Origin of the sequence: Fusobacterium ulcerans (assembly GCF_003019675.1) — a bacterium.
GTDB classification, from domain to species: Bacteria; Fusobacteriota; Fusobacteriia; order Fusobacteriales; family Fusobacteriaceae; genus Fusobacterium_A; species Fusobacterium_A ulcerans.
Window position 1 is genome coordinate 309,057 of record NZ_CP028105.1, and the last position, 26,325, is coordinate 335,381.

26 protein-coding genes and 1 riboswitch are annotated in these 26,325 nt (G+C 32.5%); of the genes, 6 read left to right on the forward strand and 20 right to left on the reverse strand.

Going from position 1 to position 26,325, the window contains the following annotated elements:
* The first annotated feature begins 11 nt into the window (after positions 1 to 11).
* The 3 genes from C4N20_RS01405 to C4N20_RS01415 are packed head-to-tail and all read left to right on the forward strand — an operon-like array spanning position 12 to position 3,864.
* Complete coding sequence (locus C4N20_RS01405) at positions 12 to 2,774, forward strand: M16 family metallopeptidase (RefSeq protein ID WP_005981634.1); 2,763 nt, start codon at positions 12 to 14, stop codon at positions 2,772 to 2,774.
* Positions 2,775 to 2,794: 20 nt separating this feature from the next.
* The gene (locus C4N20_RS01410; RefSeq protein ID WP_005981631.1) at positions 2,795 to 3,124 is read left to right on the forward strand and encodes a DUF1904 domain-containing protein; all 330 of its coding nucleotides are present in this window, start codon (positions 2,795 to 2,797) and stop codon (positions 3,122 to 3,124) included.
* Positions 3,124 to 3,864 (forward strand): YaaA family protein, encoded by a 741-nt coding sequence (locus C4N20_RS01415; protein WP_005981629.1) that lies wholly within the window; start codon positions 3,124 to 3,126, stop codon positions 3,862 to 3,864. Before C4N20_RS01410 ends, C4N20_RS01415 begins: the two co-directional genes overlap by 1 nt.
* Before the next feature lie 55 nt (positions 3,865 to 3,919).
* On the opposite strand, the gene C4N20_RS01420 is transcribed toward C4N20_RS01415, so the two are convergent.
* The 19 genes from C4N20_RS01420 to C4N20_RS01510 all read right to left on the reverse strand — a co-directional run bounded on the left by C4N20_RS01420 (position 3,920) and on the right by C4N20_RS01510 (position 19,464).
* Positions 3,920 to 4,198 carry a hypothetical protein gene (locus C4N20_RS01420; protein ID WP_005981628.1) on the reverse strand — a complete coding sequence of 93 codons (279 nt, stop codon included), beginning with the start codon at positions 4,196 to 4,198 and terminating at the stop codon, positions 3,920 to 3,922.
* Positions 4,199 to 4,210: 12 nt separating this feature from the next.
* A complete protein-coding gene (locus tag C4N20_RS01425; protein WP_005981626.1) occupies positions 4,211 to 4,786 on the reverse strand; it encodes a hypothetical protein in 576 nt (191 codons plus the stop codon).
* Between the two features lie 362 nt (positions 4,787 to 5,148).
* A complete protein-coding gene (locus C4N20_RS01430; RefSeq protein WP_005981623.1) occupies positions 5,149 to 5,904 on the reverse strand; it encodes an MIP/aquaporin family protein in 756 nt (251 codons plus the stop codon).
* Positions 5,905 to 5,927: 23 nt separating this feature from the next.
* The gene (gene eutJ / locus C4N20_RS01435) at positions 5,928 to 6,749 is read right to left on the reverse strand and encodes an ethanolamine utilization protein EutJ (protein ID WP_005981621.1); all 822 of its coding nucleotides are present in this window, start codon (positions 6,747 to 6,749) and stop codon (positions 5,928 to 5,930) included.
* Between the two features lie 17 nt (positions 6,750 to 6,766).
* Positions 6,767 to 7,324: a BMC-T shell protein gene (locus tag C4N20_RS01440; RefSeq protein ID WP_005981619.1), complete on the reverse strand. Its 558-nt coding sequence runs from the start codon at positions 7,322 to 7,324 to the stop codon at positions 6,767 to 6,769.
* Between the two features lie 145 nt (positions 7,325 to 7,469).
* Positions 7,470 to 8,879: an aldehyde dehydrogenase family protein gene (locus C4N20_RS01445; protein ID WP_005981617.1), complete on the reverse strand. Its 1,410-nt coding sequence runs from the start codon at positions 8,877 to 8,879 to the stop codon at positions 7,470 to 7,472.
* A gap of 12 nt (positions 8,880 to 8,891) precedes the next feature.
* Positions 8,892 to 9,887, reverse strand: a complete 996-nt coding sequence (locus C4N20_RS01450) for a cob(I)yrinic acid a,c-diamide adenosyltransferase (protein ID WP_005981615.1) — start codon at positions 9,885 to 9,887, stop codon at positions 8,892 to 8,894.
* Between the two features lie 11 nt (positions 9,888 to 9,898).
* On the reverse strand, positions 9,899 to 10,165 hold the full coding sequence (locus tag C4N20_RS01455) for a EutN/CcmL family microcompartment protein (RefSeq protein ID WP_005981614.1): 267 nt from the start codon (positions 10,163 to 10,165) through the stop codon (positions 9,899 to 9,901).
* Positions 10,166 to 10,182: 17 nt separating this feature from the next.
* Positions 10,183 to 10,893 carry a flavoprotein gene (locus tag C4N20_RS01460; RefSeq protein WP_005981613.1) on the reverse strand — a complete coding sequence of 237 codons (711 nt, stop codon included), beginning with the start codon at positions 10,891 to 10,893 and terminating at the stop codon, positions 10,183 to 10,185.
* Between the two features lie 58 nt (positions 10,894 to 10,951).
* Positions 10,952 to 11,572, reverse strand: coding sequence for a phosphate propanoyltransferase (gene pduL / locus C4N20_RS01465; protein ID WP_005981611.1), 621 nt, complete (start codon positions 11,570 to 11,572; stop codon positions 10,952 to 10,954).
* Positions 11,573 to 11,580: 8 nt separating this feature from the next.
* Entirely contained in the window at positions 11,581 to 11,859 is a 279-nt protein-coding gene (gene pduA, locus C4N20_RS01470; RefSeq protein ID WP_005947636.1) for a propanediol utilization microcompartment protein PduA, read from the reverse strand.
* A 49-nt stretch (positions 11,860 to 11,908) separates the two neighbouring features.
* On the reverse strand, positions 11,909 to 12,331 hold the full coding sequence (locus C4N20_RS01475; protein WP_005981608.1) for a BMC domain-containing protein: 423 nt from the start codon (positions 12,329 to 12,331) through the stop codon (positions 11,909 to 11,911).
* Positions 12,332 to 12,700, reverse strand: a complete 369-nt coding sequence (locus tag C4N20_RS01480; RefSeq protein WP_005981606.1) for a glycerol dehydratase reactivase beta/small subunit family protein — start codon at positions 12,698 to 12,700, stop codon at positions 12,332 to 12,334.
* Positions 12,697 to 14,517, reverse strand: a complete 1,821-nt coding sequence (locus tag C4N20_RS01485; RefSeq protein WP_005981604.1) for a diol dehydratase reactivase subunit alpha — start codon at positions 14,515 to 14,517, stop codon at positions 12,697 to 12,699. Before C4N20_RS01485 ends, C4N20_RS01480 begins: the two co-directional genes overlap by 4 nt.
* A 22-nt stretch (positions 14,518 to 14,539) precedes the next feature.
* The gene (locus tag C4N20_RS01490) at positions 14,540 to 15,043 is read right to left on the reverse strand and encodes a diol dehydratase small subunit (protein ID WP_005981602.1); all 504 of its coding nucleotides are present in this window, start codon (positions 15,041 to 15,043) and stop codon (positions 14,540 to 14,542) included.
* A 23-nt stretch (positions 15,044 to 15,066) separates the two neighbouring features.
* Positions 15,067 to 15,729: a propanediol/glycerol family dehydratase medium subunit gene (locus C4N20_RS01495; RefSeq protein ID WP_005981600.1), complete on the reverse strand. Its 663-nt coding sequence runs from the start codon at positions 15,727 to 15,729 to the stop codon at positions 15,067 to 15,069.
* A 16-nt stretch (positions 15,730 to 15,745) separates the two neighbouring features.
* A complete protein-coding gene (locus tag C4N20_RS01500; protein ID WP_005981598.1) occupies positions 15,746 to 17,410 on the reverse strand; it encodes a propanediol/glycerol family dehydratase large subunit in 1,665 nt (554 codons plus the stop codon).
* A gap of 49 nt (positions 17,411 to 17,459) precedes the next feature.
* A complete protein-coding gene (gene pduB, locus C4N20_RS01505) occupies positions 17,460 to 18,245 on the reverse strand; it encodes a propanediol utilization microcompartment protein PduB (RefSeq protein ID WP_005981596.1) in 786 nt (261 codons plus the stop codon).
* Positions 18,246 to 18,357: 112 nt separating this feature from the next.
* On the reverse strand, positions 18,358 to 19,464 hold the full coding sequence (locus C4N20_RS01510) for an iron-containing alcohol dehydrogenase family protein (RefSeq protein WP_005981594.1): 1,107 nt from the start codon (positions 19,462 to 19,464) through the stop codon (positions 18,358 to 18,360).
* 152 nt (positions 19,465 to 19,616) lie between these two features.
* Between C4N20_RS01510 and C4N20_RS01515 the strand changes: the two genes are divergently transcribed.
* The 3 genes from C4N20_RS01515 to C4N20_RS01525 are packed head-to-tail and all read left to right on the forward strand — an operon-like array spanning position 19,617 to position 23,032.
* Positions 19,617 to 21,518, forward strand: coding sequence for a hybrid sensor histidine kinase/response regulator (locus C4N20_RS01515; protein ID WP_005981592.1), 1,902 nt, complete (start codon positions 19,617 to 19,619; stop codon positions 21,516 to 21,518).
* Positions 21,511 to 22,182 carry a response regulator transcription factor gene (locus C4N20_RS01520; RefSeq protein ID WP_005981590.1) on the forward strand — a complete coding sequence of 224 codons (672 nt, stop codon included), beginning with the start codon at positions 21,511 to 21,513 and terminating at the stop codon, positions 22,180 to 22,182. The genes C4N20_RS01515 and C4N20_RS01520 overlap by 8 nt, the downstream gene beginning before the upstream one ends.
* A 16-nt stretch (positions 22,183 to 22,198) precedes the next feature.
* Complete coding sequence (locus C4N20_RS01525) at positions 22,199 to 23,032, forward strand: PocR ligand-binding domain-containing protein (protein ID WP_005981587.1); 834 nt, start codon at positions 22,199 to 22,201, stop codon at positions 23,030 to 23,032.
* 59 nt (positions 23,033 to 23,091) lie between these two features.
* Here the strand turns inward: C4N20_RS01525 and mgtA are convergent, their stop codons facing one another.
* A complete protein-coding gene (gene mgtA / locus C4N20_RS01530) occupies positions 23,092 to 25,839 on the reverse strand; it encodes a magnesium-translocating P-type ATPase (protein ID WP_005981586.1) in 2,748 nt (915 codons plus the stop codon).
* A 285-nt stretch (positions 25,840 to 26,124) separates the two neighbouring features.
* Positions 26,125 to 26,286, reverse strand: a riboswitch (M-box (ykoK) riboswitch).
* Positions 26,287 to 26,325 lie beyond the last annotated feature (39 nt).

Consider the following 26,325-nt stretch of genomic DNA (forward strand, 5'->3'; position numbering starts at 1 on the left):
GGTGATAATTAATGCAAAAATTTAAAAAATACATTTTTACTGTTCTACTTTTCATATTTTCTATAACTGTCTTTTCCAAGCCTTTGGAAAACAGCTCAAATCTAGTTACTGGAAAACTTCCAAATGGAATAACTTATTACATATACAAAAATAAAAAACCAGAAGAGAAGGCTGAACTTAATCTTGTAGTGAAAGCTGGTTCTCTGTATGAAACAGAGCAGGAGCAAGGGCTGGCTCATTTTCTTGAGCATATGGCTTTCAATGGTACTACAAAATATGAAAAAAATGATATGATAAAATACCTTCAATCTCTTGGATTAAATTTTGGAGGAGACTTAAATGCCTATACTTCTTTTGACAGAACTGTATATAAGCTGCAAGTTCCTTCAACTACAACTGAAGATATAGAAAAAGGTGTAGAAGTTCTTAGAGAATGGGCTACAGAAGTAACTCTGGCTCCTGATCAGGTAGAAAGTGAAAAGAAAGTTATTATAGAAGAGTGGAGATTAAGACAAGGTCTTTCTCAGAGACTTGGAGATATTCATAAAAAAGCTATCTTTGGTAATTCAAGATATTTTGACAGATTTCCAATAGGTCTTCCTGAAACTATTAATGGAGCTACTTCTGAAATCTTGAAAGGTTTCTATGACAGATGGTATCTTCCTGAGAATATGTCTGTAGTTGCAGTTGGAGATTTTGATCCTGTTCAGGTGGAAAATATAATCAAAAAATATTTCAACTACACAAGTGATAAAAAAGTTACTGTTCCAGAAGACTATAAGCTTGCTGAACTTAAAAATAATTATATAGTCTTTACTGATCCTGAAATCACATATAATACTTTCTATATGACAAAACTATTGGATAGAACTATTGTAAACACTGAAGAGGGAATGGAAACAAACATCATAGACCAGCTTCTTTTCAATATACTGAATACAAGGTTAGCTAATCTTTCTAAACAGGATAATTCTCCAATTATGGAAAGTCTTGTGTATAAATATTCTATCAACAACCACAGTGATATCTTTAGTGCAGTGGCTGCTGTAAGAGATGGAAGAATAGAAGAGGGAGCTGCTCTTCTCAATGCAGCTTTAAAAACATCTACAATAAAAGGAATAAACCAAACAGAACTTGAACTGGAAAAGAAAAATATTTATAACAGTTACAAAACTTTAGTTGCAAATAAAGAAAGCATCCAGCATGGAACATATATAAACGCCCTTGTGGAATACATCATGTCTGGAGACAGCTTCCTAGATGTAGATAAGGAATTTGAAGTATTCTCAAAAGAATTAGACAAAATAAGATTATCTGATCTTAATAGAAGAATGAAAGAAATATATGACAGCAATACTCTTTACTTCCTGACTGCTCCATCTACTGGAAAAGGTGTTCCAGATGAAAAGCAGCTTGAAAAAGTAATGACTGAGAGCAGAGATGCAAAAGATAATCTATTGGATTTTTCTTCAGCAAATGTAGAGCTTCCTCCTATTAAGGTAACAAATGGAAAAATAACTGAATCTAAAGATGGAGCTTTTACTCTTTCCAATGGAATTAAAGTATTATCTAAGTCAACAGACTTTGACAAAGATAAAATATATATAAAATTATTTAAAAAAGAGGGAAGCTCAGTTGATACATACCCTGAATATTTGAATTCTATATTCAGCAGCGATCTTGTAATGAGTTCTGGAGCAGCTAATATTTCTCCTAATGATTTAGAAAACTTCATGAAGGGAAAAAATTTCAGCGTGTCTCCATATATTACTGACTATGAGCAAGGAATTTCTATGACAACAGATAAAGAAAATCTTATCCCAGCTTTAGAATATATGAGCTATACTGTAAAAGAACCTAAAATTGATGATGTAATATTTAAAACAATGATAGAAAATACTAAAGAAACTATCCTAAATAGAAATAACTCTCCAAGAGCTGTATATAATGATGAAATTTCTAAACTATACAGTGGAAACAATCCAAGAAGGCTTCCTCTGTCTCTTGAAGATTTAGAAAAAGTTAATAAAGATGAAGCTTTAAATGTATTTAAGAATAAATTTGATGATTTTAATGGTTATCAATTATTAATAGTTGGTTCATTTGATGAAAAAGAACTTCCTGCACTCCTTGAGAAATATTTTGCTTCATTGCCTAGCAGTGAGAAAACAATTTCTCCTAAGCCGCTTGCTTTGAATATCCCTAAGGATATAGTAAAAAAAGAGGTAGTAAAGGGAATTGATAAAAAATCAACTGTAACTTTAATATTCCCATATAACAGTACTTATGGAGAAAAGGAAAGAATCCTGTACAGTGGTTTCTCAAGAGTATTAAATATAGCTCTTATTGAAGATATCAGAGAAAAAATAGGCGGTGTGTACTCTATCTCATCTAAAGTTTCTCTTTCACCTAATAATTTTGGTGAAGACAGAATGATAATAAGTTTCAGCTGTGACACTAAGAGAGCTGAAGAATTAACAAAAGCAGTCCTGCAAGTTATTTCTGATATGTCCAGCAAAGATATAGATCAGAAGAAAATAGACAGTATTATAAAAAACTATGAACTTTCATATAAAAATGAATTAAAAGAAAATGTATTCTGGTTAAATTATTTCTATCAAAAATCTACTGTTGATCCTGAATACAAAGTTCCTACTCCAGAAGAATATGCAAAAATAATGCAGAAAAAAGATTTAATGGACTTTGCTAAGAAAGCAATAAACTTAAATAACTACATCAATGTAACTTTGGTTCCTGAAAAGGAATCTTTATAATAAAAATTTAGGAGGAAATTATGCCACATTTAAAAGTTAGAGGAATGGATAAAAAAGCTTTAATTGAAAACAGCAAGGAGATAATTGATGGTCTTACTGAAATAATCAAGTGTGACAGAACTTGGTTTACTATTGAACATATGGATACTGAATATATCTATGATGGAAAAATAGTAGATGGATATACATTTGTTGAACTGTACTGGTTTGAAAGAACTCCAGAAGTAAAAGCTATGGTTGGTGAATTTTTAACAAGAGCTATTAAAAAAATAAATGGAGATAAAGACTGCTGTATTATCTTCTTCCCACTTCTTGGAGAAAACTACTGTGACAATGGGATATTTTTCTAATGAAGATCATATTTTCACCAAGTAAAGAGATGAGGAATAGGGATATATTATCTCTCCCCTCTTCTCCTATATTTTTCAAAGAAAAGAATAGTGAGCTTCTGAAAATGATTCAAAGTTTTTCTAAGGAAGAGATTGCAGAAATTATGAAAATTAAGGGTAAACTTTTGGAAGAAACTTTTGAGAATATAAGAAATTTCAATTCTTTAAAAGAGATATCTGCATTTTCATTATACAATGGAGTTTCATTTAAAAATCTGGAATTAGAAAAATATGATAAAAGCAATGTTGAATATGCTGAAAATACTCTCCTTATTCTTTCTGCTTTTTATGGAGTTTTACATCCCTCTGATTCTGTTAAGAATTATAGATTGGATATGACTATGAAGCTTTCTTCATCATCACTCTATTCTTTTTGGAACAGAGAGGTTACAGACTATATCAGCTGTCTTTTAAAAAATGATTCTGATAAAACTCTTATAAACCTTGCTTCAGGAGAGTATTCTAAGATGATAGAGAGAAAACATTTTCCATATAGAATTATTGATATTGATTTTAAAGAAAATAAAAATGGAAAATTTCAATCTGTCAGCAGCTTTGCAAAGCAGGGCAGAGGAAGTATGCTTAATTATCTCATCAAAAACAGGATTAATGTTGCAGAAAAAATCAAAGAATTTTCTGAGCTTGGATATTCAATTAATAATGAATTATCTGATAAGGATAAATTTATTTTTACTAGATAATATTAAAATGAAGGTACCTCATAAAAGTACCTTCGTTTTTTATAAATCCTGCTTACTAATCTGCTATCAGCAAGTTGTTTGGAAGAATTATTCCTCTTCCATCTCCCTCTTCAACATTTCCTGATTTTGTTGTTCCATTTTCTGTCCAAACAATATATAAAGATTTTCTTCTTCCTACTAAAGGATCTCCAGCAATATCATTTCCAGCTTTAAATTCTCTTTTTCCTGCTTTATATCCTGCTTTTATTTTTTCAGTTACATTTATTGTTTTTTCATGATATCCATACCCTGCAAAAATAATAGTATTTTGTTTTATTTTATTTATTAAATCCATAATTACTCCTCCTCAATTTTTATCTTGCCATTCTTTTTCTATATTATTCCATCTTCTTTTTACATCTTCTGGATGCTCTTTTCCCCACTTTAAACCTAATTTGAAATTAAGAATATCTTCTGGGATTAGTGAAACTTTTGTTTGCAGCCATTGATGCATCTTTCCACCTTTGCTCAAACAGAATTGATTATGATAATCTACCAGATAAACGAAAGTTTTTTCCCCCATATCTGGAAGTTTTTCCAGTGAAGCCACATGAGATATCATTTTCTTTGTATGCTCAATATCGAGTTCATCTATCTCTTTTCTATGAGCTTTTAGTTTTTCATTTAGTGGAGCTATATCCTTATCAAGCCTTAAAAGTTTATCAATTTCAGCTTGTGTAAAACCACATTTGCTTCTAAGAAAATTTCTAGCTCCCTCATTATGTTTCACATCAAACTGGCTTCTTCCAAAACTATATCCAGATATTCCCCCTGCAAAGCTAAACTTGCAAATAACATTTTCATTTCCACTGATTTCATTTAAGGCTATTACCTTCATAACCTTTTCCACATTAATACTTTCACATATTTCCTTTACTTTCATTCTTACCTCCTATTTTTTAGTAAGTATAAGCTTTATGTTGTTGTCTTTTTTTATGAATTCGTAATTAAATGACTTTCTTTTTCCAAACCATTCTTTATATCCAAGATTATACCATTTTTTTTAAAAGAAAAACATATCTTAGCTTAATAAAATTTATATTCTTTCAGTATATTTTTTTATATGTTATCTCATTAATTAAATATCCCATCTTTTTATAAAAATTTTAAAATTTTTCTTTCTATCTTTTAAAGAAAATTCTTAGAATTATTTTTGAATATAAAAAACACCCTCCATCTTAGCTAGCTAAAATTTTGGGTGCAGTTCAATTACAAAATTCTTTTCTCTTATGCAATATAATTATTTTAATTAAATATAGCTGTATATAAAAGTGCTCCTAAAACTGCTCCTATGATAGGGGCTATAATCGGCACCCATGCATATGCCCAGTCTGAACTTCCTTTATGTTTTATCGGAAGAAGAGCATGCATTATTCTAGGTCCTAAATCTCTTGCTGGGTTAAGAGCGTATCCTGTAGGCCCTCCAAAACTCATACCGATTGCCCAAACTAAAAATCCTACTAAAAGTCCACCTAGTATTCCAATATTTCCTGATGCCTCTGCTCCATTAGAAAGTGTAAAAGCAACTGCTGTATTCTTTGCATTTCCTATTCCTAATACTCCAAAAACAAACATAGCAGTAGCAAGTATTTCTGTTACACAGTTCCAAAAATAATTTCTTATAGCTGGTCCTGTACAGAATATAGCAAGTAATGCTCCTTGATTTTCCTCTTCATCGAAATGCAGTTTAAAAGTCAAAAATACTAAAAGACTTCCAAACATTGCTCCAAGTATTTGTGCTGCTATATATCCAAAAAGATATTCCCATTTTAAAGCCCCTATCACAGCTAATGCTATAGAAAGTGCTGGATTAAGATGTGCTCCGCTTATCCATCCTACTGTATATACTGCTGTTGCTATTCCTAGAGCCCAAGCTGCTGTGATTACCATCCAACCGGCTCCCTGTGCCTTAGATTTCGTCAATGAAACGTTTGCTACTACCCCTCCCCCAAAGAAAATAATGATGGCTGTTCCTATAAACTCTGCTAGATAAACATTCATATTCTAAACCCTCCTATATATTTTTACTCTAAACCTGTAAGTGCTATCCCTAGTGGTGTCACTAAAAGTGGTTTATAAGTTTTGATGACTTTTCTTTTGAGCTCTTTTTCAAAAACGCTTTCAAATTCTTTAAATGTGCAAGCTCCTCCAACTATATACACATCTTTTACATCAAAATCCTGAATAAATTTTTTAACTATAGAAGCCATTTTTTCAACTACCGGCCTGATTATTTGAAAAACTTCCCCTTCTCTTTTAATATCTTTTTTTATTTTTTCAGCTTCATCAAAAGTTATTCCATAATTTCCAGCAAGCACCAGAGACATATGAGTTCCTCCAGTAGGCTCATCTGCTGTAAAAATTACCTTCCCATCTTTTAAAATGCTTATTCCAGTAGTTCCTCCCCCGACATCTACAACTGCTCCATCTTTTATTTTTAAAACTTTTGCAGCTGCTGAAGGCTCATCCACTACCTTGATTACATCTATATCTGCCGATTCTATTACATTCACTATTGCTTTTACACTTCCACTCTCTACTCCAGGCGGTATAGCTGTAAATCCCTTATTAATTTCTATTCCAAGTTTATATTCAAGATTCTCTTTCATTTTTTTCACTATATTGATTGCTCCAATAAAATCCACTACTATCCCATCTTTTACAACAGATGACTGATAGCTTTCTCCTCCTACTGGAACTCCATTTTTGTCCACTACACACATTACAATATTAGCTGTTCCTAGATCCACTCCAACATAATATTCATCTTTTTCAAAGCTCAGATTTGGCTCTTCTATGGCTTTATCAAATTGCTTTATATATTCGTTTACTTTTTTAAGATTCATATTTATCTCCCTGTCTTCTAAAAATAAAAACTTTTTAAAAATTCTCTATTTGGTGAATTAATTACCTCTGAAGATATGAGTTCTTTTAACCCCATCCCTTCTATTTTATTCACTATATTTATTACAGATGAAGTATCCCCTTCAAATAAAATAACCCCTTTATTACACATACCCAGTCCTATTTTTATAGTCAATACTTCTACTGGACTTTCATCTTCTATATAGTCTGCTGTTTCTATAGCCTGTACAGTATTTGAAAATTCAAGAACTCCTAAACTTTTTACAGAGTCAGAAAATTTCACGCTTTTATTAATCTTTTTCAGAAGGTATTCATCTACTCCACTGACTAATCTTTCAGTTATATGTTTATGTTTTTCATTCTCTTTAATTTCACTTATATATTTTCTAAGACTCTCTATCTCCCCTTGATTTCCACTGCATATTATCATGTATCTTCCAGGACATAAAAGTTTTAATATTTCCATACTTACATTAAAATTCTTAGTTATTTCATCCAGTACAAAAAATCCTGTACTTATATTTTTAAATTCCAATAGAATCAATGATTTTTTCATTTTCTTCCTCCTCTCCCTTGTATCCTTCTTATGATTCTAAAATAAATATATTTTATTCCACAACTATAAAAAAGATATTTTTGAAGAAAAGACTGACTAAAAATTAAATTTATCTTTTAAATCAGTCTTTTCCTATTGATAAAAATTATTTTATAGATAATCCACCTACAAGAACGCATCTTCTGTTTCTTGCAAAACTCTTAGCTGATGTAAGTCCTTCTCCAGTAGGTCCAGCTATAGTAAATGTAGTATGTCCTTCTCCACCTACTCCGATTCCTGCAAAAGAAGGTCCATTTTTAACTAATATAGTAGTTTCCATATCTCTTGCATATTTTGTAAGTATGTCTATATTTTTAGAATGTATCATGGCAGTATGTCTAAGTCCATGTTCTAATTTTTTTGATACCTCTATTCCTTCTAAAGCATTCTTTACTCTAATAATAGGAAGTATTGGCATTAACAATTCCTCTACAGCAAATGGATGATCTTTGTCAGCCTCAGTAATAATAACTCTTATTTCACCTCCAACATTTATTCCTAAATCCTTTAGAATATATGAAGCATCCTTTCCAACATATGCTCTATTAGGAGATCCATTTTTCAAAACCATAGCAACAAGTCTATCTATTACTGATTTATCTTTTATTAAATATGCTCCATTTTTCTGCATTTCAAATATCAGATAATCTGTTATAGAATCTACTGCCACTACTTCTTTTTCAGCAATACATGGAAGATTGTTGTCAAAACTGCATCCTGCAACTATATCTCTTGCTGCTTTTTCAATATCAGCAGTTTCATCAACCAATACTGGTGGGTTCCCTGCTCCTGCACCAATGGCTTTTTTTCCACTTGACATTACACTTTTGACTACTCCCGGTCCCCCAGTAGCTACCAGCATTTTTATATCTGGATTTTCCATCATCCTATTTGTATTTTCTATGCTTGGTTCGGCAATAGTTACTACAAGATTTTCTGGCCCTCCAGCTTTTCTTACAGCTTCGTTTATTATCTCTACAGTTTTTATTGAAGTTCTCTTTGCTCCTGGGTGAGGGGCAAATACAACAGAGTTTCCTGCTGATATCATTCCAATAGAATTACATATTATTGTCTCACTTGGATTTGTTGATGGTGTTATAGCTCCTATCACTCCATATGGTGAAAGTTCCATAACTGTAAGTCCATCATCTCCACTGAAAGCAAATGCTCTTAAATCTTCTACTCCTGGAGTTTTTTCTATTGTCACCTGATGCTTCAGAGCTTTATCAGCTGCTCTTCCCATACCAGTTTCCTTTACTCCAAGTTCTGCTAATTCTACAACATAATCTTTCATTACTTCTCTAATAGAAGCTACTATTTTTTCTCTCATTTCTAATCTCGAGCTAAATAATATCTCCTGAGCTTTTTTTGCAGCTGCAATAGCTTCATCCATTGAAGAGAAAACTCCATTTTTAGGACTCTCACAGCTTTGACACCCTGCTTTTATATCTGTTTTCTTCAATTCCTTCATTATCAGAGCAACTATTTCATCCATGTTATTTGCTTCTAAATTCATATTAATTTCCTCCTAACTTTTACAAAAAGCTTCTACACAAGCTTTTGCAACTGTCATATCTTCATCTACTGTTCCTCCGCTCACTCCTACTGCTCCTACTATTTCACCATTTTTCTTCAGCGGAGAACCTCCGCCAAATACTACATACCTTTGATCTGTATGCAGTCCATATAGAGAGCCGTTAGGCTGAACCAGTTTTGCAAGTTCTGATGTTTCTATTTTTAAAGCTGCTGCTGTATATGCTTTTTTCAATGCTATTTCTATACTTGCCAATATAGCATTGTCCATTTTTTCTTCCAGTATAAGATTCCCTTCTGAATTAACAACTGCCAGAACAAAATCTTTCTTTATCTCTCTAGCTTTATTTTTCCCAGATTCCACTATTTTTTTTGCTTCCTCTAAAGACAGCAGATTCTTTTTTTCATAAACATTAATTTTTTCTATAATAGCATTTGAAATATGTCTTACTGCTTCCTGATCTTCTACTACTCTAGCTAAAACGAATAATATATCTGAAACTCTATTGACATACTTCAATACTTCAGGAGCTACTTCATCTCTTTCTTTTAAAGCTACTATTTTTCTTTCGCTTCTTCTCACTACTGTTCTGGCTACATGAAGAGCGGCAGATTCTATATTTTCCCCTGGAATAATAAACTTATATAATGGAAGAAGATTTTTTGAATATTCATCCATTATTTTTTCAAGATTTTCTATATCTGATATTTCTATTTTTTCTTTAAGTTTAGTTATTCCATTTTTATCACTTGCTAAATATGCCCCTATTACAAGAAATTTTTCCTGTATTTTATAGAGTATATCTTTTATTTCTTTATCCTTTATTAAAGCTCTGGCAGCTCCTATGAATGCAGCAGATTCATCTATATTTCCATAAGTATCTACTTTGATACTATTTTTTGATATCCTGCTCCCACCATATAGTCCTGTTTCTCCAGAATCTCCTTTTCTTGTATATACTTTCATTAAATTGGTGTAGACCTCTTTCATCTCTTCACCACCTAACTCTGCTCTATAGTATCAATTATAGCAACTATGGCTGAGTCGATGGGGATATGGTTTTCACCAAAAGCATACATAGACACACTTCCTCTAGTGACAAGAACCTGATCTCCAATTCCTGCTCCCACACTGTCTATGCTCACTATTTCTTTTCCTGTCACTGCTCCATTCATATCTATTGGAGCAATAATAAGGATTTTTTTACCATTAAGTCCTTCATCTTTTGTTGTTGATACTATTTTTCCTACGACTTTAGCTAAAAACATATATTATCAACTCCCAATTATTTTTCAGTTTCAAAAATGATTCCATTATTTTCAGCCTTTTCTCTTGCCAGAGTTGTTACAATTGTACTTTTAGATACTATAATTTTTTTATTCTTTATATCATAAATATCTTCAGCAGTGATTATTTTTTTCTCTTTCAGAGAATTTATTTCTAAATTTCTCCTGTTTAAAATATAGTCAGATAACTCACTGCTCTTTACAAATATAATTCCATAACTCTTCAGCTTTTCTATATTAAAGTTAATTTGGTTTCCATATGCTGTTTTATTATCTGCTATACATGAATCATATACTGCTACTATCTCTTTCTGAGCCAGCAGAGCTTTTGAAATAAGATAAGTTACTGCATTATCTCTAATTCCAACAGCAATCTTAGCACAGCTGTTTTTTGTAAGTAATGGAAGAATTATAATATCATTTTTTTTCAGAAGAGGTTCACAAGTCTCCATTTCAAACTTATCAATTACATTAAAATTTTGAAATTTCTCTTTCCTGACTATCTTTTCTCCTGCCTCTGAAAAAACTATATCCAGTTCATATCTTTCACTTATTTTTTTAAGCTCCAATATAACCTGTTCAAGATTTCCAGTTCCTCCATTGATTATAACCAAACCTCTATTTCTTTCTACTTTATATGCTGTTTCATTTAACTCAATTTTTTTTAATACTTCCTGGACAATGTAGTCCACCATCATATCAAAGTCCATTTGTCACCCCTCACAGGGTTTTTATATATGGGTGACCAAAAAGCCACCCATATTTTTATCAATCCCTTATTATTTTTACAAAATCATTATTTTTTAATCCAGAAGCATTTGATTCGTCCATATCCAGATGAATCTCCTTTGCCATATTATTTCCAACTCTCATGAGAACATTGTATAATAATACTTTTCTTTCTCCACATGTTTCAACTTTTACTATATCCCCATCTTTATACCCTTTTATATCAGCTATAAATTTAGGCATATGTATGTGTCTTCCAGCAACTATTACTCCATGCTCTTTTATTACTTCTCCTTTAGGACCTATTATTTTCACTCCTGGAGTTCCATCGAGTTTTCCAGATTCTCTTACTGGAGGTTTTACTCCCAGTTTAAAACTATCAGATATTGATATCTCCACCTGAGTTTCCTTTCTCACTGGTCCTAATACTCTGACCCCTTCGAATTTTCCTTTTGGTCCTTGGATAGTAACTGTTTCTTCTGCTGCAAACTGCCCTGGCTGTTTCATATCTTTCATTTTTGTAAGAACATGACTCTTACCAAATAATATTTCTAAGTCTTCTTGAGAAAGATGGATATGTCTGTTAGATACTCCGACTACCACATCATCAGAAATGATCTCTGTAAGCACCTCTCTCAAAATATTTTCCAGTGATTTCATTTAAAAGCCTATTTTACTAATTTTGGTAATAATTTTTCTGTATCAGCATGTGGTCTAGGAATTACATGGATAGATTGAACAGTTCCAACTCTTTCTGCTGCTGCTGCTCCAGCATCTACTGCTGCTTTTACTGCTCCTACATCTCCTCTTACCATTACAGTAACAAGTCCTGATCCTATTTTTTCATATCCTACTAATTCAACATTTGCAGATTTAGTCATAGCATCTGCTGCTTCGATTGCTCCTACAAGTCCTTTAGTTTCTATTAATCCTAATGCGTTACCCATTTTTATTCCTCCTCTGATTTTTTATTTTTTAATTTTTTTCTTGATGTTTTTATTTTTTTTTTAAAGGAGCTTCTATCTCCTCAACTACTTCTACTACTTCAATTTTTTCTTCAACTATATGTTCTGCAACTGTTTTTTCTTCTGATATTTCTGGAGTTTCAGTTTCTGCTTCTTCACAAGAACATTGACATTCTTCTTCAGTACTCTCTATCATTTTGGCTACTTCTTCAGATGGTCTTGCAATAACAAGATGACTCACTACAGTAGTAAGTTTTTCAGCTGCCATAACTGCTGCATCTACTGCTGCTTTTACTGCTGAAACTTCTCCCTCTATCTTTACAGTGACCATTCCTCCACCTTTTGTTAATTCATAGCCCAATAGTCTTACATTAGCTGCCTTTACTGCTGTATCTCCTGCTTCTACTGCTCCTACCAGTCCTACTACTTCTATTAATCCTAGTGAACTTATCATCTATTTTCCTCCTGTCATCTCTGGGATAATAAATGGATTTCCCTTTATGAGTCTGGCTCCATTTACTCCCACAGCTCTAAGGATATCTTCATCACTATCTAAATTATATCTAAATAATGGTTTATCCATTTCCAGTTTTTCCTGATATAAGGTTACTTCCTTTTCTCCTATTCCTATTCCTACACCTAATTTAGAGGATTTAGAAGCTGCACTTCCCATCTTTTCCGCATCAGTGTCTTCTGTTGGAACAAGAATGTATGGAATCTCTTCCTCTTCTATTCCCCATAAGATATTACTTAATTTCCCATTTATATCTATCTTTGATGAATAGAAAATATTTATTCCTATCTCTTCTTTTTCTCTTCTCATAACTGTCCCTCCTCATATGAAAGGGCCAGCCCTGTAGCAACTGCATTTCTTGGACCTTCTGTTCCTCTGATATTTCCTCTTCCTGCCACCACTCCATAATATGAAAGCTTGTCAGTCACCATTTGAGGAACTTCAAAGTCAAGAGCTGAACCTCCAACCAGAACTACATGATCTATATCTCTGATGTTTCCACTTGGAGAAACTTTTTTCAAAGCTCTTACAGCATTCACTACAAATACTTTTTCTTTGGCATCTCTTCTTACTTTTTTTATTTTTTCAATTGGTTCATCTATATCCAGAGGAATCATTTTTCCTTCTTTCAATATTATGACCCTTGCAAAGGCTCTTGGATCAAGAGTTTCTTCAAAGAATTCAACACTTCCATCTTCATGTCTGATATGGAAAAGACTTTCTACTTTTGCTAAAGGATATTTTTTTATATCTTCTGCCAGATCAAAGTTTTCTAATCCCAATTCTTTATCTATAAGCATTGTGACCATATTTCCTGCTCCAGCCAAATGACACGATGATATCCTTCCATCTCTTGTTATTACAGAGGCATCTGTAGATCCTGCTCCCATATCTATTATGGCAAGAGGTTTATTAGTTCCCGGAGTAGTCAAAGCTCCAATTATTGCCATTTCAGCCTCTACTCCTCCAACCATTACCTTTTTCCCTAATTTTTCCTGAAGATCCAAAGCTATTCTTTCCATTTGAAGTCTGTCAGCTTTTACCATAGCAGCTAATCCTATAGCATTTTCCATTGAAAATTCCTCTGCTATTCCACCTTTTACCTTTTTAGGAACAAAAGTGTTTACTGCCAGCAAGTCCTGTATTTTGATATTTTTAGGATCCTGATCTGTAAGCTGTGCCATAACTATTCTTACTTTTTCAAGCATACCTCCAGCATTTGTTCCAGTTTCTCCCCAGATATCACTTACAGGAAAACAAGCTTCCAGAGCTTCCATTATAGGTTCTGCCCCTTTATCCACTTCTATCTCTCTATTTTTTGACATTCCAGCTATATGTATTTTTCCAGCTGGAATTATTCTTGATTTTACATCTCCCTTAGGAGTTTTTATTACTACAGCTGATCTATTTCCTATCAGAGCTCTTGAAATAGGCACTATCATTTTAGTTTCTTCAGAATTAAGCTTGAATAGAGTTGCTATTCCATAAGGGTTTGAAAGCATAGATATAACCTTTCCCTTTTCAGCAACTTCCAAAGCTGTCAGCATATTTACAGGTATTTTTTCAAAGTACAGTACCTCATCTACAATAGGTATCTTTTTATTCAGTCTGTTATTTATCAGAACTGCATCATCCTTTTGGGCTACTGCCCCTCTTATATTTACACCTTTTGCTGTCATCTCATTTATTTTTCTTGCTGCTTCCTGAAAATCCATATTTTTTGATATAAGGGCTATCACATCTTCACCTGATAGTTTTTCATCTATATTCTCAATAAGAACAGATATCCCCACTCCTATCCCTGCTCCTCCTGGAGTAGTAGGATTATGACCTATCATAGTAGATTCAGTTATTATAGTTTCTGTTATTGTCTCCATTGCAACATCTCCTATAACAGGAGCAGCTTCATTTATTCTCACCATAGATAATTCAGACATATCTCTTCCAGCACTCTGGAAAGCTTTCTGCAAAGATGCAAATACACCTTTTACATTTTCCTTTGTACCTTTTATTCCAGTGGTTTTTACTATTCCACTGCTTAAAACATTGATATCTCCTCCATTTACTTCAGCAAGAGTACTTTCAGTTGTTGCATTTCCTATATCTATTCCTACAATAAGCTTCATTTTTCCTCCTAACAGGGAAAGATTAATCTTTTCTCAATCTGTCTCTTTTTTCATATAATTCTGCTGCTTCTCTGATGAACTGTGCATTTACAACAGCTTTATATTTGTTTTCTAATTCTTCTGCTATTGCTATAAGCTCAGCTTTTGTTGATCTATATGGTCTAAGACTGTTGTATATTTCAAGTATTCTTGCATCTGGCACTGCTATAAGCTCTGATGCTCTTCTTAGATTTCTTGCAAATGAATCTCTATTTACGCTTTCAGCTATTTGAGCCTGCATTTCAAGAGTTTCTGGAGCAATTCTACAGTCAGCAGCTCCTACTTGTCCACTCATTACATTCTCTATAGTAAATTCATCTAATCTTTTTCCAGTTGCTGATTTTACTGTATCAGCTTTCTTTTTACTCAATGGATAATCAGCTTTTCCATAACTTGATGCTGTTGTTGTATTTGAATTACTGCTCTCTCCTTTTGCCATTGAAAGCATAACTTCTCTTATCATTTTTTCAAGTAATTGTTGGTCCAAATTAATTCACCACCCTTAATTTTTTATTTAAAAACAGCTTTTAACTCCACAGGTTTAGCATCCTTTACTACATGTTCAGTTTCTTTTATATGCAGTAATGCTGCAATAGCTTGATACTTAGGTCTTGCCATCTGGTCATTCATTTGAGGAACTGGCTTTGGTGACTCACCTTTAGCATATTTAGCAGCATTTTTTCCTATCATTCTGTAATGCTCTCTTTCTAACAATGGAGCTTGTGGAAATAATTCAAGATTTGTTAAAGGAAAAAGATCTTTTTGATGAATAACTGTTGTCCCTTTAGACTGAATCCCTATACCAATCCCTGATCCACTAAGTTTTGCTCCATCATTTGCAAGTATAGATACATCTGAAGTTCTTAATACTCTGATAACTCTAGGTGTAAGCCCTTCCTCTTCTATCCCTGCCATTATTTCCTTCAGTACATCTTCGTGAGGAATATGAGTTATTGTTTCAGTTTGGAATTTTCCAAATGCTGGTGCTAAAGCTATTATAACTTCATCACTTTTAACTCCCTTTTTAGCCTCTCCTATTTCTACAAGTTCAAGATTTCCTGATCTATTTACTTCAACAGCTGGTTTTGATACTGGAGCTACTGCTCCTTCTCCAGCATATCTTTTTATAACTTCTTCAATTATTCCTCTGATTTCATTTTCATTCAGTTGCATCTGTTACCTCCCTGCTCTATTTGATTTTTGATGCATCTACTGCATTTCCGATATTTGAAAGTTCAGTCCATCTTTCAGGAGAGATTTGATATCCTGTTCCTGGTCCACTATAATCATTTTTGTCATTTACAGCACTGATTACATTAAAATCTTTATCTAAAATTGCTGATGTGTGTAAGTGATCTCCTGCAACTCTCAATTTCATTAATTTCAATAGATCTGAAGCAACATCATCAAATCCTTTTGACTTAAGAGCTTTTACTACATCTATTCCAGTAATTCCTCTTTCCATCATTTCACTTGCTGCTTTGATATCTGCAACCATATCTCTTTCAGGCATATCTTTACTTCCGTGAGCATAAGTAGCTGCTTCTACTTCTTCATCTGTAATTTCTGGAAGTCCTAAAGCCTCAAATACTGCTTGAATAGCTTTTGCTGCTTTATTTCTAACCTTAATTACATCTTCTTCTCTTACAGGTTTCAATCCTGCATCTATTCTTAAATCTCTTTGGATTATATTCCAGTCATCATAGTCCTCTGCATCCCAGTTTGATCCAGCAAACATATTGTCATAGTTAGGAGTTGAACTGTATCCTGAACAGATAAAGTCAGTTCCTGGTATCATCTGCATCAATGATCTTGCTACTCTTCTTAAATCAGAGTGAGTGAAAGTCTGATCGTTACTTGAAGCACATTCAAGGTCAAGCATCATAGCAACTAAGTTTTCTGCTAAGATTTCTCTTACTCCACCAGGTACTGCTCCAGGTACTCCTACACAACTTACTGATCCATTTTGTATTCCCTGCACCCCTGCTCCTTTAGTTATAAACAGGCAACGAGCTTCAAGATACAACATTGAGCATCCTTCTGCATATCCCATAAGAACTTCTGATCCGCTTCCTGATGTGTATCTCATTTTTAATCCTCTTGATGCATATGCTGATGCTAGGAAAGTTTTTGACCAAGGAGTGTCATCTCCATCTATGAATACAGGTTCTGTTCCATAAACTGAAACTGTTTCTGCATAAGCTGTAAGCCCTCTCATTCCTAATAAAAGCTCAGTAGCTTCCTCTACAGAACATTGAGTAAGTATTCCCGGTCTTCCTACTTGTGATCCAACTAATAGTGATATTGCATTAAAAGGTGCATATCTTGCTACTGCTACAGTTGTTTCTTCTTCTGAGAATCCTCTTAATGATCCCTCTGCTGCATCTGCTGCAATCTGTACAGGATTATCTTTGATATTTGTAACATGACATTGGTTTGATGGAGTTTTTCTTGCTCTCATTTTGTTAACTGCCATCATCATTTCCAACACTGTCATTTTCCCCATTACTTCAGCTACTTTTGCTGGAGTAAGAGAAAGAGTTATTTTCAATATTTCATCTCTTGATACATTTATATCAACTAATTTTCTTGCTATCTCTGTAGAATCCATGGCCATTACTTTTTCAGCATTTTCTGCTATAATTCCATAATCAGCAATAAAATAGTCCAAAAGGTCAAAGTTTTCTCTTTTCTTTCCATCAAGTTCAACTATTTTCCCATTTTCTACTTTCACACTTGGTTTTGGATCTAAAGGAGAGTTCATTGCTATTAACCCTACTTCAGGCCATTCTTTTACATATCCATCTTTATTTACAGGTCTTGCTCCTAATATTTCAAAACGCTTTGATCTCATTCTAACCTCCTATTTTTCTAACTCCATCATTTTAATTATGGTTCTCTTTCTAGATATATGGAGTTGCTGCTGAAGGAGCAGGTCCTCCCAAAGCTTCAAGAAGTTTTACTCCAACTTCTTTTGCAGCTAATATAGCTTGTCTTACAGCTCCAGAATCTCCACAGATAGTTAGTATAACTTCATTTGAGAAGCTAGTTCCTTTTGCTGGAGAAGAGTATGATAATACTTCAACGTTTGCAGCTTTTAAAGCAGTATCTGCTGTTACTACTCCAATTGCTGCTGGAGCTCCAACTATTATTCCAAATGATTTTCCTAAAGGTGCTCCAAAAGCTTTATTACAAGCATGAGATGCTCTCGCTGTATATTGAAGTTCTATATGTCCAGCATCATTTCCATAGACATCTCCAAACTTTTCAGTTACAGCATTTATTGCCACTTCCACTGCTCTTTTTGCATCTGATACATCTTCAGCTCCAAAAAGTATTAATGATCCATGCCCTGCTCCACCTTTGGTATCTCTAGGAAGTTCTATTGAGATAACTTCAGTATTAGTAGCTTTTACTGCTTCGTCAGCTGCCATTATGAAAGGCCCTGCACCAGTTCTAGCTCCTATTATTCCAATAGAACGATATTTTTTATCTATTCCCATTGCCTCATGAAGAGCTGGATCAACATTTGCTATTACCAATCCAATTCCATCCCCATGTGTAGTAACTCCTACAAACTCTGTTAAACGACATTCTTTTTTAGATGGAACACATCCTGAATTATTATTTTTTTCTTTCAGTTTTTCCATTACTTCTGCCATCATTTTTTCTACTAAATTTTCTTGCATTAATTTACCCCCTTATTTATTTTATGTATTTAAAGGTTTTATATTACATATCATTTTGATTATAAAAAGATAAAATGTCATAAAAATGTCATCTTTAATTTTTTTTAATACATTAAAAAACTTTTTTTAGAAGAATTTTCATATCTTCTAAACTGACTTTTTTTATATTTCCACTTGTACATATATCTTTTAAAGCTGACTCTGCCATTTCTGGTATAAGCTCCATATATTGTTTTTCATCTACTCCCATTTCTCTCACACAGCTGGGTATTCCCAGAGTTTTATTAAGTACTTCCACTGCTACTGCTAAACTCTCTGCTCCTTCTGCTACTGTACTGCATGGAAATTCCATTTCTTTTGCAATTTCATAATATCTTCTAGTTGTCTCTTCATCAGAAGAATTAAATCTTATTATAAATGGCAGTATAGTTCCATTTGATCTTCCGTGAGACTTATGGAATTTTCCTCCAATAGCGTGTGCCAGACTGTGATTTATCCCAAGTCCTGATTTTTCAAAAGCAAATCCTGCTATACACGAAGCTTTTCCCATCTCTGTTCTCGCTTCTCTATCCTCTATATTGCTGTACATTCTTAGAAGATTTTTAAATATCCCCCTTATTGCTGCCATTGCATATATTTGAGTATAAAGATTTGCACTTTTACAAGTATATGACTCTATTGCATGAGTAAGTGCATCTATTCCTCCATCTGCAACTACTACTTTAGGAAGCGTCTTGGTAAATTCTGGATCAAGCACTGCTATTTTAGGTATCATTCCATCATCTTTAATAGGTATTTTTACATTATTTTCTCTGTCTGTAATAACTGCATAAGAAGTTACTTCTGAACCAGTACCGCAAGTTGTTGGTACAGCTAAAACAGGTATTTCCTTCCCAGTATTTTTCATAAAATATGCTGCTGCTTTTGCTGAATCCAGTGTAGAGCCTCCTCCTAATGCTATTATCATTTCAGGAGAAAAATCTATTACCATATCCAATGCTTTTCTTATAGATTCCAGTGAAGGATCTACTTCTACTCCATCAAAGATTTCATATTGAATATTCATACTTTTTAAAATATTTTCTATTTTCTCTGCTAAACCAACTTTTCTCATCATTGAGTCAGTTATAAAAATAATCTTTCTAGACTGTAAATTTTTTAAAACTTCTCCAACCCCTATTCCGGCAAATATTTCAGTGGTTGCCTGAAAAATTTCCATAATTTTACCTCCTGATTTTAAAAAAAATGGTTGATATATTTAGAATATTAATATATTATTAAATTAAATTGTCACAATAATGTCATTTTATTTTTTTTCAATACAAATAATCTTAAATCATATCTTAGAAAAACAGATATCAGGAGATACCAATGAGAATTCATAAAAAAATAGCAGTTTCAAACACTATTACTTTTATTATATTTTTAATAATAATATTCTTTCTAATGAGGGAATATATTGACCTTTCTAGCATAAAAAATACTTCTATACTAAAAATAGCTGTATCTATTTTTATCTTTTTTCTATTCTCAAACTTTATAAGTAAATTTACACTTTTAAATATATATAATACATTAGAAAAATTTGATAAAACTATAACAATGGTTAACGAAAAATTTATAGTTGATTTAAAAAACGAATTTATGAACATGGAAGATTGTTTTTATAAAGTATTTTCATCAGTTAAGACAGATATTATGGATATTCTTGTAAAAGAAGGAGAGATAAAAAGAGAGAAGGAAAAAGCTGAAGCTCTCAGTGAAGAACTGAGATTATTAAATAAAAATCTAGAAAGCATTGTAGCAACAAGAACAAAGGAGCTGATTATTTCAAAAGAAATTGCTGAGTCAGCAAACAGAGCTAAAAATGAGTTCCTAGCTAAAATAAGTCATGAGATGCGGACACCTTTAACTCCAATAATTGGTTATTCTCGTCTATTACTTAAAGAATTTCCTGATTCACCCCTTAAAGATAAACTTGATATAATACACACTTCTGGAGTAAAGCTTTTAAACTTCACTAATGAACTTTTAGATTTTTCTAAAATAGAAGCTGGAAAAGTAGATTTAAATTATGAATCTTTCAATATAAAAGAACTATTTCAAGATATCTATCATGAGCATAGCACCCTTGCATCAAGCAAGAATATCAAATTTAAAATAGAGTTTTCTGCCAATGAAGTAATAATCTACTCAGATAAAATGAAAATATACGAAATAGCTAAAAATCTTATTCATAATGCTATCAAATACACTGAAAAAGGTTTTGTTTTATGTGAAGTTGATATAAAAGATTCTTATCTGTCTTTCAATGTATATGACAGTGGAATAGGAATTTCTAAAACTAATATAAACTATATTTTTGAAAGTTTTGGCCAGATAAATAAACAGTCTTCTGGGGCAGGGTTGGGACTCAGTATTACAAAAAAACTTGTGGAGATACTCAATGGTACTATTGAAGTGGAAAGTAAAGTTTTAATAGGTACAACTTTTAAAGTGAAAATCCCTATTGAAATTTTTCATAGAAAAAATGAGAATTTCTCTGCTATCCTTACAAAAATTTTAAATTCTAATAACCAAAATATAAAATCTATAATATTAAAAAGCATCTTAAAGTTTCCTATCAGACTTAAAAATTTAAAGTCTGCCTATAAAAAACAGGATGTGGAAAAAATAAGAGAGATCAATCACCTTATACTAGGAACATATGGCAATCTCAATCTTACTCTTATTTATGACATATCAAAGAATATTTCTAATGAACTAAAGAAAGAACATATCAATTTTGACAGTATACTTTCCCACATTGAAGAGCTTGAAAGAATGACGCACACTTTGGACTACAGCGATCTTTTCAATGTATATTTAAATTTTAAGAATAAAAAAATTAAACTTCTTATTGCAGAAGATGTTGAAGAAAACAGAGACTTCTTAAAAGCTATACTTGAATCACCTTTGATAGAGGTTATCTGTGTAGAAAATGGTCTTCTAGCTTTAAAAGAGATACATAACCAAAAATTTGATATTGTATTTCTTGATATACAGATGCCTGTAATGGATGGAGTTCAGGCTATATCCCATATAAAATCAAAAGCTGAATTAAAGGATATTCCAGTAATAGCTCTTACTGCTCAAGCTATAATCGGAGATAAAGAAAAATATCTTCCCTATGGTTTTGATGGTTATATTACGAAACCTATTAATGAATCTGTTTTATTCAGTTATTTAGAATATTTTACATTTAGTGGAAAAAAAGGTGATAATAATGATTAACTTATTAATTATTGAAGATTCTGAGGAGACAAGAGACTTTCTGAAAGTTATTCTTTCTGAGGAGGCAAATATCAATATTTTAGAAGCTTCATCAGTTGCAGAGGGATTAAAAATAGTTAAAAGGGATATTCCCAATATTATTCTTTTAGATTTATCATTACCAGATGGAAGTGGAAGTTCCATTTGTAAAGAAGTAAGAGGAAATTCTGAATTTTATGGTTCTCCATTTATTCTTGCACTTACTGCTGATACTTCTCAGGAAAGTGTAAATACAAATCTGGAATTAGGCTGTGATGATTATATCAAGAAACCTTTTGATCCTAAGGAACTTCTTATAAGAATAAAAAAATTTACCAGCAGAATACCAAAGGACAAAGAATTTTTACAATATGAAAATATAAAAATATTTCTAAATAATAAAGTTGTCACTTATAATAACGAAAATATAGTACTTTCAAAAAATGAATTTGAACTGCTCTCATATTTTATTCTAAATAGAGGACTTTTGCTCACAAGAGTAACCATTCTGGATAATGTATGGAATGAAAATTTTGATATTAGTGATAAAGCTGTAGATCAGTGTTTAAAAAGATTAAGAAAAAAACTTCCTATTTTAAATGAAGTTTTAATTTCAAAAAGAGGTTTTGGCTATATATTAAAATAAGGAGAATGATATTTTTATGAATAATTCAGAAAAAAATAGTAAATTTCCAGAATTTTTAGATATTGAGTTTTTTCAAATACTTCAGGACAGATTGGCAGAAGAGTTTGGAATTGGAAGCGTCATAACAGATATAAATGGACTCCCCTTAACTACACCAAGCAATTTTTCCGATTTTTGTATTAAACATACTAGAGGAACAGAAATTGGAATGAAGAAATGCATGCTTTGTGATGCTTATGGGGGATTAAAAGCGAAATCTCTAAAAAAGCCCATTGTTTATAGATGTCATGCAGGATTGATAGATTTTGCCAGCCCTATTATAATGGGAGATACTTTAGTTGGCTGTTTTCTTTGTGGACAGGTTCTTTCTGAGAAACCAGATGAAGATAAATTTAGAAAAATAGCTCATGAAATAGGAATTGATGAAGATATATATATTGAAGCTTTGAGAAAAGTAAAAATACTCCCTTATGAAAAAATAGAGTATATAGCTGATTTTGTCTATGAAATCTCTTCAAGAATATCTAATTTTACCTCTCACCAGAATACTGGAATGTCTGCCAGTGAATGTTGCAGAAAAAGTATGGAAGAATTTGATAATTTTTTAGACAGAGTAAAAAACAAAAATCTTTCTTTAGAAAAAAATATAGTTAAAAATGGATTTCAATTTAATTATATTTTAAATAAAATACATGATACCTTATTTAAAAAGTTTTCCATTGATGAGGAAAAACTTTATCAAATTGAAGAAAATATGAATACTTTTTCAAATGAAACATTTAAAATGACAGAAAAAATAAAAGACACAGGTAAAAATTTCAGTTCTTTTGATATAAATGAATTAAAATAAAAAATATATCTTATCAAAAAGAGGATGCAATTCCAAAACTGCATCCTCTTTTTTAAATTCTATAAAAGCTCTCCATAACGTCTTACATATATCTTTTTCAAGAATGTAACCAATACCATATAAAGTATAACTGTAACTATAAGGAAAGGCCAATATACAGCTGGTAGAACTGTAAGACCTATCATCTCTCCAAGTTTTGTATATGGAATTAATGAAAGGAACAATATTCCACTGCAAGTAAGGAAAGTTACTGATAATGAAGCTCTGCTTTGAATAAATGGAATTTTTGGTGTTCTTATCATATGGATAACCAGTGTCTGCGTCCACATAGATTCAACAAACCATCCTGTTTGAAACAAAGCTATAAACATAGTTCTCATTGATTCATCTGATGCAGGAATCATATGATAAGGAAGTCCTCCAGATACAAACATTGGGCATATTATAAAATAAAGTACAAGATATGTTGTTATATCAAATATTGAACTTGTAGGCCCTATCCATAGCATAAATTTTCCAACAGATGAAGCATCCCATTTTCTTGGTATTCTCAGAAATTCATCATCTACATTATCCCAAGGAATAGCAGTACAAGAAAGATCATAAATCAAGTTTAAAAATATTAATTGTACACTCATCATAGGTAAAAATGGAATGAAAGCACTTGCTGCAAGTACTGAGAACATATTTCCAAAATTTGATGAAGCTGTCATTTTTATATATTTTATCATATTGGCATATGTTTTACGTCCCTCTATTATTCCCTCTTCAAGCACCATAAGATCTTTTTCCAAAAGAATAATATCTGCTGATTCTTTCGCAATATCCACTGCTGTATCCACTGATATTCCTATATCTGCTGCCTTCATAGCAGCTGCATCATTTATTCCGTCTCCCATAAATCCAACAGTATGTCCATTGTCACGAAGTACTTTCACTATTCTAGCTTTTTGATCAGGAGAAAGTTTTGCAAAGACGCTTATATTTTCTGCTGCTTTTCCTAATTCATAATCACTCATTTTTTCTAAGTCAGAACCTAAAAGTATCTTCTCTACTTTAAGTCCCACTTTTTGGCATATACTTCTTGTAACCTTATCATTATCCCCTGTTAGAATTTTAGTAGTTACTCCATATTCTTTTAATGCCTGTATAGCTCTGGCAGTCGTCTCTTTTGGCGGATCAAGGAAAGCAAGGTACCCTATAAGAACCATGTCACATTCATCTTTCACTCCAAAAGCACCAACTGGAGATGGATTTGTTTTTTGTGCTACTGCTATAACTCTCATTCCATCTTCATTTAAATTATCTACTGTTTGAAGTATATCTTTTTTTAATTCCTCATTTAAAAGTTCTACTTTTCCTTTATATTCCACAAATTTACATATAGAAAGCATTTCCTCTACTGCTCCCTTAGTAATCATCTGTGTTTTTCCATTACCGCCTTCAACAACCACTGTCATACGACGACGAGAAAAATCAAATGGTATCTCATCTACTTTTTTATACATCTCATTTAATTTTCTTAAAGAAACATCCTCTCTGCTTTCCTCTTCTGTCCTTTGAATTATAGATACATCCATGAGATTTTTAAGCCCTGTCTGATACCAGCTGTTAAGAAAAGCATGACGAAGAACACGGCTGTCCTCTTTTCCATGGACATCCATATGATATTCCAATACTACTTTATCCTGTGTCAAAGTTCCAGTTTTATCTGTACAAAGAATGTCCATAGCTCCAAAATTCTGAATAGAATTAAGATTTTTTACTATAGTCTTTTTCTTTGACATAGATACTGCACCCTTTGCCAGACAAGTAGTCACTATCATAGGAAGCATTTCAGGAGTAAGTCCTACTGCTATTGATACTGCAAAAAGAAAAGCCTGTATCCAGTTTCCTTTTGTTATTCCATTAATAAAAAATACCACTGGAACCATTACCAGCATGAAACGGATAAGCACCCATGAAACTGAGTTTACACCTTTTTCAAAGCTTGTAACTACCGGCTCTTCTGATATTGATTGTGCCATTGAACCAAATATAGTATCATCACCAACAGAAATTACTACTCCAGTAGCTGCCCCACTGATAACATTACTTCCCATAAATGCCAAATTATTATACTCAGTAAGAGTTTCCTTTTTTTCTTTTGATACCTCTGGTATTTTCTCCAAAGGTTCACTTTCTCCAGTTAAAGCCGACTGGCTAATAAATAAATCCTTAGCTTCAATTATTCTCATATCTGCTGGAATCATATCTCCAGCTGCAAGATGGACTATATCTCCCACTACAACTTCTTCCAGAGGTATCTCTTTTTTTCCATCTTCCAGTCTTTCTACACATGTAGTAGTGGTAATCATTTCAAGAAGCCTTTCTGCTGCATTATTGCTTCTTGCCTCTTGTATAAAACGAAGTGCTCCTGATATCAGTACCATAGTTAAAATTATTGTTACAGTCATAATATCTATATCTTCAGGAGTATTATGATAAATAGGAAGAATAATATCTGTTATTCCAGATACTATTGCTAAGCAAAAAAGTATTGCTGTAAAAGGATTTATAAAAGCATCACATATCTTTTTGAAAAGAGATTTTTTCTTTCCTTGTGTCACCTTATTTTTTCCATACTTTTCTTTAGAAAATTTTACTCTCTCCTTTGCTATCCCTTTTACTGTACTTCCTAATCTCTTTAATATGTCAGCAGTATCATTATTTGCTGCATATTCCATTCTTACATTTACCTCGTCTCTGTGGACTGATTTTTCTGTGATTTTTCTTAGATTAGTTTTTTTCATTTTTTCTTTCATCATTGGTCTGTTCCTCCTTTACTTTCTAATAAGTTTCTGAAAGCAGCAGAACATAGCTGAAAGAACAAAGATTATATATTATATATTTTTACAGAGCAGAAGGATGGACATTCAGCCTCATCTATTCTGCTCATACTCTGCCCTTTCAGGTCTGTACTGTTACTATTTCCCGTGTCCATCCTTCTCACCTCGCTATTTTCTAAAAATTATTTTTAATAAAAAAATCCCATACCAAAGCAAAAACAATGGTATGGGAAAATATCCCAAAATACAAAAATCACTATAATATGATTTACGCCACCGTTTGAGCTTTAACTCTACAGGGCGGTGAAGTTGCATTAGATGATACCTTGGTTTCGATATCGCCTGTTCAAACCAACGCATAGTGTCTCCACTATTTTGCGGCAGCAACCCATATCCCTGTAGTAGCCTTACCTACCGGATCTATTTTATTCATGTCTATTGTAGATGTTATTCTTATTTTTGTCA

What these genes read in the sequence shown, in the direction of transcription:
- C4N20_RS01450 (WP_005981615.1), bottom strand. Translation starts at nt 9,887, where the DNA reads ATGAAAGAGGTCTACACCAATTTAATGAAAGTATATACAAGAAAAGGA.
- C4N20_RS01480 (WP_005981606.1), bottom strand. Translation starts at nt 12,700, where the DNA reads ATGAGAAGAGAAAAAGAAGAGATAGGAATAAATATTTTCTATTCATCA.
- C4N20_RS01420 (WP_005981628.1), bottom strand. Translation starts at nt 4,198, where the DNA reads ATGGATTTAATAAATAAAATAAAACAAAATACTATTATTTTTGCAGGG.
- pduB (WP_005981596.1), bottom strand. Translation starts at nt 18,245, where the DNA reads ATGCAAGAAAATTTAGTAGAAAAAATGATGGCAGAAGTAATGGAAAAA.
- C4N20_RS01520 (WP_005981590.1), top strand. Translation starts at nt 21,511, where the DNA reads ATGATTAACTTATTAATTATTGAAGATTCTGAGGAGACAAGAGACTTT.
- C4N20_RS01410 (WP_005981631.1), top strand. Translation starts at nt 2,795, where the DNA reads ATGCCACATTTAAAAGTTAGAGGAATGGATAAAAAAGCTTTAATTGAA.
- C4N20_RS01415 (WP_005981629.1), top strand. Translation starts at nt 3,124, where the DNA reads ATGAAGATCATATTTTCACCAAGTAAAGAGATGAGGAATAGGGATATA.
- C4N20_RS01515 (WP_005981592.1), top strand. Translation starts at nt 19,617, where the DNA reads ATGAGAATTCATAAAAAAATAGCAGTTTCAAACACTATTACTTTTATT.
- C4N20_RS01445 (WP_005981617.1), bottom strand. Translation starts at nt 8,879, where the DNA reads ATGAATTTAGAAGCAAATAACATGGATGAAATAGTTGCTCTGATAATG.
- C4N20_RS01485 (WP_005981604.1), bottom strand. Translation starts at nt 14,517, where the DNA reads ATGAAGCTTATTGTAGGAATAGATATAGGAAATGCAACAACTGAAAGT.
- eutJ (WP_005981621.1), bottom strand. Translation starts at nt 6,749, where the DNA reads ATGAATCTTAAAAAAGTAAACGAATATATAAAGCAATTTGATAAAGCC.
- C4N20_RS01500 (WP_005981598.1), bottom strand. Translation starts at nt 17,410, where the DNA reads ATGAGATCAAAGCGTTTTGAAATATTAGGAGCAAGACCTGTAAATAAA.
- C4N20_RS01405 (WP_005981634.1), top strand. Translation starts at nt 12, where the DNA reads ATGCAAAAATTTAAAAAATACATTTTTACTGTTCTACTTTTCATATTT.
- C4N20_RS01430 (WP_005981623.1), bottom strand. Translation starts at nt 5,904, where the DNA reads ATGAATGTTTATCTAGCAGAGTTTATAGGAACAGCCATCATTATTTTC.
- C4N20_RS01475 (WP_005981608.1), bottom strand. Translation starts at nt 12,331, where the DNA reads ATGATAAGTTCACTAGGATTAATAGAAGTAGTAGGACTGGTAGGAGCA.
- pduL (WP_005981611.1), bottom strand. Translation starts at nt 11,572, where the DNA reads ATGAAATCACTGGAAAATATTTTGAGAGAGGTGCTTACAGAGATCATT.
- C4N20_RS01525 (WP_005981587.1), top strand. Translation starts at nt 22,199, where the DNA reads ATGAATAATTCAGAAAAAAATAGTAAATTTCCAGAATTTTTAGATATT.
- C4N20_RS01455 (WP_005981614.1), bottom strand. Translation starts at nt 10,165, where the DNA reads ATGTTTTTAGCTAAAGTCGTAGGAAAAATAGTATCAACAACAAAAGAT.
- C4N20_RS01495 (WP_005981600.1), bottom strand. Translation starts at nt 15,729, where the DNA reads ATGCAACTGAATGAAAATGAAATCAGAGGAATAATTGAAGAAGTTATA.
- pduA (WP_005947636.1), bottom strand. Translation starts at nt 11,859, where the DNA reads ATGGGTAACGCATTAGGATTAATAGAAACTAAAGGACTTGTAGGAGCA.
- C4N20_RS01510 (WP_005981594.1), bottom strand. Translation starts at nt 19,464, where the DNA reads ATGGAAATTTTTCAGGCAACCACTGAAATATTTGCCGGAATAGGGGTT.
- C4N20_RS01460 (WP_005981613.1), bottom strand. Translation starts at nt 10,893, where the DNA reads ATGGACTTTGATATGATGGTGGACTACATTGTCCAGGAAGTATTAAAA.
- C4N20_RS01440 (WP_005981619.1), bottom strand. Translation starts at nt 7,324, where the DNA reads ATGAAAAAATCATTGATTCTATTGGAATTTAAAAATATAAGTACAGGA.
- C4N20_RS01425 (WP_005981626.1), bottom strand. Translation starts at nt 4,786, where the DNA reads ATGAAAGTAAAGGAAATATGTGAAAGTATTAATGTGGAAAAGGTTATG.
- mgtA (WP_005981586.1), bottom strand. Translation starts at nt 25,839, where the DNA reads ATGATGAAAGAAAAAATGAAAAAAACTAATCTAAGAAAAATCACAGAA.